This is a genomic window from Zoogloea sp. (assembly GCF_028693495.1).
In the GTDB taxonomy this organism is placed as follows: domain Bacteria; phylum Pseudomonadota; class Gammaproteobacteria; order Burkholderiales; family Rhodocyclaceae; genus Zoogloea.
In genome coordinates, this window is record NZ_JAQUVG010000174.1 from 1 (window position 1) to 3,057 (window position 3,057).

2 pseudogenes are annotated in these 3,057 nt (G+C 63.2%); both read left to right on the forward strand.

The features are described 5' to 3' along the window. Nucleotides 1–554: 554 nt before the first annotated feature. Nucleotides 555–1,616, forward strand: a pseudogene (gene ltrA / locus PHD22_RS16760) (group II intron reverse transcriptase/maturase); the annotation flags it as partial. A gap of 487 nt (nt 1,617–2,103) precedes the next feature. Continuing rightward, nucleotides 2,104–2,931, forward strand: a pseudogene (locus tag PHD22_RS16765) (helix-turn-helix domain-containing protein); the annotation flags it as partial. Nucleotides 2,932–3,057 lie beyond the last annotated feature (126 nt).

A 3,057-nucleotide genomic window follows, 5' to 3' on the forward strand; every position in this document is an offset into this window, starting at 1 on the left:
ACCCGGCCGCCGATGTCGCACAGCTCACGCCTCGGCTGTGGAAGCAGCACTTCGAAAAGGCTCCGCTGCGCTCGGATATCTCAAGACGCGTGGCGTAGCAACTACGCCGCGGGCTGAACGCTTACACTCGCGAGCCCTCGGCGAGCCCCACGCGGTCGAAGACCCTGAGCATGGGCAGAAGCTCTCCGAACAGGAACTGTGAGATCTCGTCGGCGCCCGCCGCGCAGTTGGCGGCGGGCGGGTCGGGGAAGGCCAATGGCCGTAAGCCCGACATCCACGCCGGCGAGAAGTCGGATGCTTGCGTAGTACCGATGAACGACCCGAACAATGGCGCCGCCTCCAAGCCGGCGCAGGCGGAGGGTCCGGAGGGAAGGCGAGCAGCCAAGAGCAACACTGAAGCGCCTCCCACGCCCCGGACTCAGCGCCGGACCCGTGTGTCGATGGGGCTCGACGGTCTACGTGAAGCAGTCCGAGCCGCCAAGGCTGCGGGCAAGGAGGTACGGTTCATGGCGCTGCTGCACCACATCACGCCCCAACTGCGGCGAGACAGCTTCATGCAACTGAAGCTCGGCGCGGCGGCCGGCGTTGATGGAATGAGGTGGCGCGAGTACGAGGAAGGACTCGACGAGCGGGTCGGCAAGCTGCGGGATGCGGTGCAGTCTGGCCGCTACCGGGCACTGCCTTCGCGCAGGGTGTACATCCCCAAGGCGGACGGCAAGCAGCGTCCCCTTGGCATCGCGGTGCTGGAAGACAAGATCGTCCAGCAAGCCGTGGTGACGGTGCTCACGCCGATCTACAAAGCGAACTTACGCGACTTCTCGTATGGCTTCCGGTCAGGGCGCAACCAGCATCAAGCGCTGTACGCCGTGGTGGTCGGCATGCAGACGAAGCGCGTGAGCTGGGTGCTCGATGCAGATATCAAGGCGTTCTTCGATAACGTCGATCACGCCTGGATGATGCGATTCCTCGGGCACCGGATCGGCGACACGCGAGTCTTGCGATTGATTCGCAGGTGGCTCACCGCCGGGATTGTCGAGAACGGGAAGAAGACCGAGGTACGGGTAGGCACGCCGCAAGGTGCGGTGATCTTGCCGCTTCTGGCCAACAGCTACTTGCACGACGTCTTCGACCTGTGGACGCACCAATGGCGTGGGCGACATGCCCGAGGTTACGTGATGATCGTTCGGTACGCCGACGACAGCGTCCTCGGCTTCGAGAGCAAGGCCGACGTCATCCGATTCCTTGAGGACCTGAAGGTGCGGTTCGCCCAGTTCGGACTGACGCTGAACGAGGACAAGACGCACGTGCTGCAGTTCGGTCGCTTAGCGGCTCAGGCACGCGCCAAGCAAGGGCTTCCAAAGTCGCCGACGTTCGACTTCCTGGGCTTCACCCACATCTGTGGGAAGTCTCGGTCAAACGGTTGGTTCCAACTGAAGCGGCTGACCTCGGCGAAGCGAATGCGCGCCAGCCTCAAGGTGATTCCACAGGCGCTGACGCGCCGTATGCACGAGCCGATCCCCGAGGTCGGCCGTTGGCTGTGGCGAGTCGTCCAAGGCTACTTCAACTACCACGGCGTAACGGGCAATGTTAACCGCCTGGACGCGTTCCGCAAGGACGTGTCCCATGGCTGCATGCGCCTCGGCGGCGGGGTCAGCGTGGACGGATGCCCTAGACACGGTTCGCAGTGCTGGTTGATCGCTACCTTCCGCGGGCACGGGTACTCCATCCGTATCTGCATCAACGCTTCGCGTCATGACTCAAGGCAGGAGCCGTATGCGGTAGTGCCGCACGTAAGGATCTGTGCGAGGAGCGGGGCGCAATCCCCGTCCCTACCGCGACCCAAGATCAGCGTGTGCCGCATCCACATCAGCATGGCCAGCACCCATCCGTCCCAGATCGCCCTGGAATCTGGCCCAAGCCGGACTCGCGCCGGGCTGACCCGCCATAGGGTGCATGGCGTGAGCTACGCGGCCCGAAACGAGGGCACGAGCGATCTGTTCCAATACATCGTCGTGTTCTACAACCGAAGTCGTCGCCACTCCAGCTTGGGATATCTGGGCGGATTCAACCGGTCGTCGCAACACCTTCTAACTGGAGGTTTGTATGGGGCGACACGCCGGGTGGCAAAAGCAGGTGACAGGTCGCGAGGCGATGCGCTCGCCTGGCGCACCCTCGCTTTGCCGTGAGGTTGAGCGGCGATTCTGGGCGCAGATTGCAACCGGTATCACGAGCGAGAAGGCGGCAGAAGCCGTTGGCGCATCACAGGCTGTAGGCTCGCGCTGGTTTCGTCATCGTGGAGGCATGCCCTTGTTCATGTCGAATCCTGTGTCCGGGCGGTACTTGTCATTTGCCGAGCGTGAAGAGATAGGGATGCTCCGCGCCCAGGGCGTTGGGGTGCGGGAGATTGCTCGGCAAACCGGGCGAAGCCCGTCGACGGTGTCTCGGTAGCTGGTTCGCAATGCCGCGACGCGCGGTGGTCGACTCGAGTATCGGGCATCGGTTGCGCAGTGGAAGGCCGAGTTGGCGGCCCGGAGACCGAAGCCTGCAAAGTTGGTGACTGACCCGCGACTTCGGTGCTACGTTCAAGACCGGTTGGAAGGCAAGGTGCATGACGCCGATGGCCGCGAGATTGTCGGGCCTGCGCACGCACCCTTCAAAGGCCGGAACAAGCCACATCGGGGTGACCGCAAATGGGTCAATGGCTGGTCTCCTGAGCAGATCGCCCATCGGCTGCGCGTCGACTTTCCGGAAGATGAATCCATGCGCATCTCTCATGAAGCCATTTACCAGGCCCTTTACATTCAAGGTAGAGGTGCGCTCAAGCGGGAGCTGGTCAGCTGCCTGCGTACCGGGCGAGCATTGCGCGTGCCTCGGGCAAGGTCTCAGGCCAGGTCTTGGGCCCACGTCAGCGAGGAGGTGATGATCTCCAGCTGTCAAGCGACACCAGAAATTGACCCCCTGGCGACATCAGGAACTGACCCCCTACGCGGGTTGATGACTGGTTGATGGGGCGTTGACGTGGGGCTGGTGGAGCACAGCCCCGGCACGACGCTTGTC